We start from the raw sequence: 5,075 nt of genomic DNA on the forward strand, positions 1-5,075 counted from the left end.
TAGACCCTAGGAGACAAAAACTGTTACCACTGGTATCGTAAAGAGGTGAAATAAGAAAACTTGTTTTACTGGTCTTGAAAAAGGGAACCATTATAGTCCATCCATTGTTTATTTTAATAAAAGTTAAAAATTTATTTTCTCCTTTATAGTTATACTCATATACACCACTTTTTGTAGCTAATATCTTTTTTTCTAAATCTTGCAATGATTTATCTATAGAGTAAATTGTTTTTCCCATAAATTCTTGGCTTGGGTGCATTATAAATTTTCCATTTTTATCTATTACAAAAGCATATCCACCTTCAAATTTAGTTGAATACACTTTATCCATAATAGTTCTTATACTTAAATCAAATGCTGTTACACCCTTTGCTTGATTATTTATGAAAATAGGAATAGCTCCAGATATTGTAGGCTCTTTAGAACTAGAACTTATGTAAATATCAGTAAGAACAGGGCCATTTTTTCTTATAGCATCTTTGTACCATGGTCTGACTCTTGGATCATAACCCTCTTTCTTTGCTTTACCACTTGCATATATCATAGTCCCATCATCAAGACCTGCATACATATAACTTGCCTTTATCGCATTTTTTGCAAGACTCAGTGAAGAAATACTATTTTCTTTAGTAATTAGAGTTAATTTGGCCAAGTTATGTGAGAGTGCTTTTGTTATAGTCAGTTTAGAGTTGAGCCAAGACTCTATGTCTAAGCTAAGTGTTTTAGTCTCTGCTAATTGTTTATACTCTAGTTCTTTAACTAGTGTTTCTTTCATTGCACTGTAACTTACAATAGCAAAAACTAAAAGTGATAGAGTTAATAATACCCCGGAGAAAAATAATATTTTTTGTTTAAAACCTAATTTCATTATGTGTCTTATCTATTTTTATTTAATAAAGAAGTTTATACATTTTAAATGACCTAAAAGTGACTTTATATGAAAAAATAAAATAAATAATGAATATTAGTGAAGAGATGGATAACTTAAAAAGTTATAATTTTTTATCGTGAAATTTATACCATTTGCAACGTTTTTTATTTTTGATTGAGTAGATGTTGTAAGTGAATTTTCTACTACACTCTTGGCACTCAAATGTAGCACGATTTTTATACTTGTTGTATTGTACAAATAAGAAATTTCCTACTTGATCGCCTTTTTTATAGACTATTTTTTCATTTTTTGCATAAGCTTTTTCAGTAAGGAAGGCATCTTCGCGCTGTTTTGTCAGCCAAGTAGGTTCTGCATCTTCTTCAAAATCATAGTCCATTCTATTTTCCATTATTAAAAGGTAATTTACCCATAACTACATCCTGGCTATTTATATATTGCTCGCAATTAATACCACCAAGTTTTCCGCAAGCTTCTTGCCACTCTTTGGAGTGTCCATCTTTTCCTCTCTCTCTCTTTTACCTAATTTAAAAATAAGAGCATGTGCATATTCATGCGATATAACACTATCAACCATATAATCCATACTCTCTTGCATTACATTTTTGTTTAGATATATTTTTATTTCTCCATTTTTATAAGCAGTAATTCCGTATAATCTCTCTTTGAATTTATCTGTAACGATGAGAGGAACTTTAAAAGAAAAGTTATAGTGACGTTGCATTAGTTGAAGAATTTCTTGCTCTTTATCTATTATTCTTTGTTTATAACTCTGTGGTATTTCATTTGTTCTAAAAGTATAATTATTGTAATAGTTATTTCCAAGCACAATTATGGCAATAACAATTACACCTAAAAATATTAATTCTAATTTTCTTATAAACATAATTTTATATTTTTTCTAATTTTTGCTCGAGTTCATCATTGCAAATTTCTTTTGCTGTATACCAATCTGCTATGCCTTGATCGCTATACTGAAATTCTCTTTGTTTAGATGGGATAACACTATTTCTGATTTTTGAGCGAAGTATTCCCATAATGATAAAACTAAGAAGTAGAGTAGCTATAGCAATGAAGTAGTCATATATCAGCCAAACTATAAGAGCAATTATGTATATAGAAAATTGTAAAAAGATTCTTATTAAGAAAGAAATTAATTTACATTTTTTAGAAAGAAGTTTCGGTGTTGGTTCCATCATTTCTATAAAATCGTTTTCCATGTATAACCTCTGTTTATTAGCCAGAAAATTATATCTAAATTAGATTAACTAGGATATGACTAAACTTATATGAGTCTAGTAGACTAAGATAAGTTGATGGAACTTGCTTTTATTAACTTTTTTTCGATAAACTAAGAAAATATTACATATTAGGACATTAAAAATGGCAAAACATCAATTTCAAACAGAAGCAAATCAAATATTAAACTTAATGATTCACTCACTTTATTCAAACAAAGAAATATTCATTCGTGAGTTGGTTTCAAATGCTTCAGATGCACTAGATAAATTAAACATGTTAGTTTTAACTGATGAAAAGTACAAAGATGTTACTTTTTCACCTCGTATAGATATAGTTGCTAATAAAGAAGCTAAAACTCTTACTATCAAAGATTCTGGTATCGGTATGAACGAAGAAGACTTGATGAATAACCTTGGTACTATTGCTAAGTCTGGTACTAAAGCATTCTTAGAAAATCTTACTGGTGATCAAAAAGCAGATTCTAACCTTATTGGTCAATTTGGTGTTGGTTTTTATGCTTGTTTTATGGTTGCAGATAAAGTAGAAGTTACAACTAAAAAAGCGGGTGAAGAAAAAGCTTTATTATGGACTAGTGCAGGGGACGGTGAGTTTGATATTGAAGATACAACTCAAGATGGTCATGGTACTACAATTGTTATGCATCTAAAAGATGATGAAGATGAATTTTTAGAAACACATAGAATAGAAACTATTATCAAAAAATATTCTAACCACATCCCATTTGCTATTTTTATGGATAAAGAAAAGCATATTCCTGCTGTTACAGATGATGATGGTAAAGAGACTGAGCCTTCAAAAACTGAGATAGAAAACGAGCAAATTAACCGTGCAAATGCACTTTGGACAATCGCTAAAGGTGAAATAAAAGAAGAAGAATATAAAGATTTTTACTCTTCAATCGCTCATTCATCAGAAGAACCATTAACATGGATGCATAACAAAGCTGAGGGTGCAATAGAATATACTACATTATTTTACATTCCATCAAAAGCTCCTATGGACATGTTTAGAGTAGATTACCAAACTGGTATCAAACTTTACATCAACCGTGTATTTATTACTGATGATGAAAAAGAATTAATGCCAACTTACTTAAGATTTTTACGTGGTGTAATTGACTCTAAAGACTTACCACTTAATGTATCTCGTGAGATTTTACAGTCTAATGCAATAATGAACAAAATCAAAAACTCATCTGTTAAAAAAGTACTTTCAGAGCTTGCTAAAATGGCTAAGAAAAATCCTGTTAAATATGAAGAATTCTTTACTGAATTTGGAAATGTACTTAAAGAAGGTCTTTACAGTGACATGGGTAACCGTGAGAAAATCTTAGAACTAATGAAGTTAAATACTCTTAACTCATCAGAAACAGTAATGTTTGAAGATTTTGTTAAAAATGTAGATGCAGAGAAAAAAGAAATTTATTATATCGCTGGTAAGACTTCACTTTCAATGCTAAAATCTTCTCCTGCACTAGAGAGATTTAAAGCTAAAGGTATTGATGTTTTAGTTTTAAATGAAGAAGTTGATACTATCATCTTCCCAATGGTAACTGATTATAAAGAGTACAAACTTGTAGCAGTTGCAGATGCTAAGTTCGAAGAGAGTGAAGAAGAGAAAAAAGCTGAAGAAGAAGTTGCTAAAACTTATGAAGGTCTAGCAAAAGAGTTCAAAAAAGCACTTGGTGATAATGTTAAATCAGTAGAAACAACTTCAGACTTAGTTGATTCTCCAGTTAAACTAAAAGAAGATAAAGAAGATCCAGCTTATATGATGGCTCAAATGATGAAACAAATGGGACAAGACAGTGGCGCTCCTGCACCAGCTCCTATTTTACAAATTAATCCTAAGCATGAACTAATAGTAAAACTTAAAGATGCAACTGATCAAAATCTTATAAACGATGCAGCTCACGTTTTATTTGATCAGGCAAAACTATTTGATGGTATTGAACTTGATGATACAGCAGGATTTATTGCAAGATTAAATAGAATTATTTCTAAAGCATTATAATCTATTTTATATGAGTGCATATCTAGCACTCATATAATTCTTCGTTTTCGTCTTCTTTTTTTATTATTTATTATTTTTTCTAGCAGAAAATGAAACTTTTTCTAATACACCCTTTGGTTTTTTTATAATTGCATGTTTTTTATTTTCAAGTGGAAGAGCAAAAGCAAGCAGAATAAATACAAATGAAAATACTACACCACCTAATATGCTAAGTATAAGTTTGAGTTGAAAATCATTCATATAGCGGTATACCTTAAAATTTATTCAGAATTTTTAATTATAACATGTTAAGATTATATATGCTAAAAAAAATAAATATTTTTATGTTTTACATATTGCTTAGTTTATCGCTAGATGCGAAAGAACCTGTTTTAGCAATATTAAATAATACGGTGTCAAATGAAGTACAAAATTTTACAATGGGAAAATATACATTTGAGTGTAGAGCATATGGATTATTGACTCTTGAAAAGCTTTATAATAGTTCTAAAGTAGGATCTGTTTGTAGAAATGAAATAGTTAAGTTTTATAAAAAAAATCCAAAACTAGAATATTATGCTGATTCGTTATTGGAAAATAGACAAGAGTATCATGTAGAGATTAAAAATACTCAATGCATTTTGTATGCAAGAGGACAAATGACTCTTTCAGAACTTCTTCTTGTTGAGGGTCTAGCTGTTTTAAAACCTAAGTTCAAAGATGAAGAATTTGAAAGTTATTTTACTCTTGCTCAAAAAAGAGCAAAAATAGATAAAAAAGGTTTATGGGGTGAAAAGATTTTTAGCAGTTGTATAGAAGAGTTATATAAATAATGACTTAATTAAAAAAACGGGGGTTTAAAAACTCGCTTTTTTTGATAATTGACCAAATAATAATCTACTAAATTTAACTTCAAGCTTTTACTCAAACC

Annotated in this window: 7 protein-coding genes; 2 read left to right on the forward strand and 5 right to left on the reverse strand. The window is 29.3% G+C overall.

The genetic code is table 11. The annotated features are described in order from the left end of the window. The 4 genes from QZZ48_RS13855 to QZZ48_RS13870 all read right to left on the reverse strand — a co-directional run. The coding region (locus QZZ48_RS13855; RefSeq protein WP_294966848.1) for a cache domain-containing protein at positions 1 to 868 on the reverse strand (868 nt) is incomplete at its 3' end. A gap of 124 nt (positions 869 to 992) precedes the next feature. After that, positions 993 to 1,268, reverse strand: coding sequence for a hypothetical protein (locus QZZ48_RS13860; RefSeq protein ID WP_294966849.1), 276 nt, complete (start codon positions 1,266 to 1,268; stop codon positions 993 to 995). A gap of 51 nt (positions 1,269 to 1,319) precedes the next feature. Further along, positions 1,320 to 1,775, reverse strand: a complete 456-nt coding sequence (locus tag QZZ48_RS13865) for a SprT-like domain-containing protein (RefSeq protein ID WP_294966850.1) — start codon at positions 1,773 to 1,775, stop codon at positions 1,320 to 1,322. A gap of 4 nt (positions 1,776 to 1,779) precedes the next feature. Next, positions 1,780 to 2,109, reverse strand: coding sequence for a hypothetical protein (locus tag QZZ48_RS13870; RefSeq protein ID WP_294966851.1), 330 nt, complete (start codon positions 2,107 to 2,109; stop codon positions 1,780 to 1,782). 163 nt (positions 2,110 to 2,272) lie between these two features. On the opposite strand from QZZ48_RS13870, the gene htpG reads away from it, so the two are divergent. Then, positions 2,273 to 4,165: a molecular chaperone HtpG gene (gene htpG, locus QZZ48_RS13875; protein ID WP_294966852.1), complete on the forward strand. Its 1,893-nt coding sequence runs from the start codon at positions 2,273 to 2,275 to the stop codon at positions 4,163 to 4,165. Between the two features lie 63 nt (positions 4,166 to 4,228). Here the strand turns inward: htpG and QZZ48_RS13880 are convergent, their stop codons facing one another. After that, on the reverse strand, positions 4,229 to 4,405 hold the full coding sequence (locus QZZ48_RS13880) for a hypothetical protein (RefSeq protein ID WP_294966853.1): 177 nt from the start codon (positions 4,403 to 4,405) through the stop codon (positions 4,229 to 4,231). 59 nt (positions 4,406 to 4,464) lie between these two features. On the opposite strand from QZZ48_RS13880, the gene QZZ48_RS13885 reads away from it, so the two are divergent. Beyond that, on the forward strand, positions 4,465 to 4,977 hold the full coding sequence (locus QZZ48_RS13885) for a hypothetical protein (RefSeq protein ID WP_294966854.1): 513 nt from the start codon (positions 4,465 to 4,467) through the stop codon (positions 4,975 to 4,977). Positions 4,978 to 5,075: the final 98 nt, after the last annotated feature.

This window comes from Sulfurimonas sp., assembly GCF_016744025.1.
Lineage (GTDB): Bacteria > Campylobacterota > Campylobacteria > Campylobacterales > Sulfurimonadaceae > Sulfurimonas.

Excerpts from the sequence above, each read along its gene's own strand:
- QZZ48_RS13885 (WP_294966854.1), top strand. The coding sequence starts at position 4,465 with ATGCTAAAAAAAATAAATATTTTTATGTTTTACATATTGCTTAGTTTA.
- QZZ48_RS13860 (WP_294966849.1), bottom strand. The coding sequence starts at position 1,268 with ATGGACTATGATTTTGAAGAAGATGCAGAACCTACTTGGCTGACAAAA.
- QZZ48_RS13880 (WP_294966853.1), bottom strand. The coding sequence starts at position 4,405 with ATGAATGATTTTCAACTCAAACTTATACTTAGCATATTAGGTGGTGTA.
- QZZ48_RS13865 (WP_294966850.1), bottom strand. The coding sequence starts at position 1,775 with ATGTTTATAAGAAAATTAGAATTAATATTTTTAGGTGTAATTGTTATT.
- htpG (WP_294966852.1), top strand. The coding sequence starts at position 2,273 with ATGGCAAAACATCAATTTCAAACAGAAGCAAATCAAATATTAAACTTA.
- QZZ48_RS13870 (WP_294966851.1), bottom strand. The coding sequence starts at position 2,109 with ATGGAAAACGATTTTATAGAAATGATGGAACCAACACCGAAACTTCTT.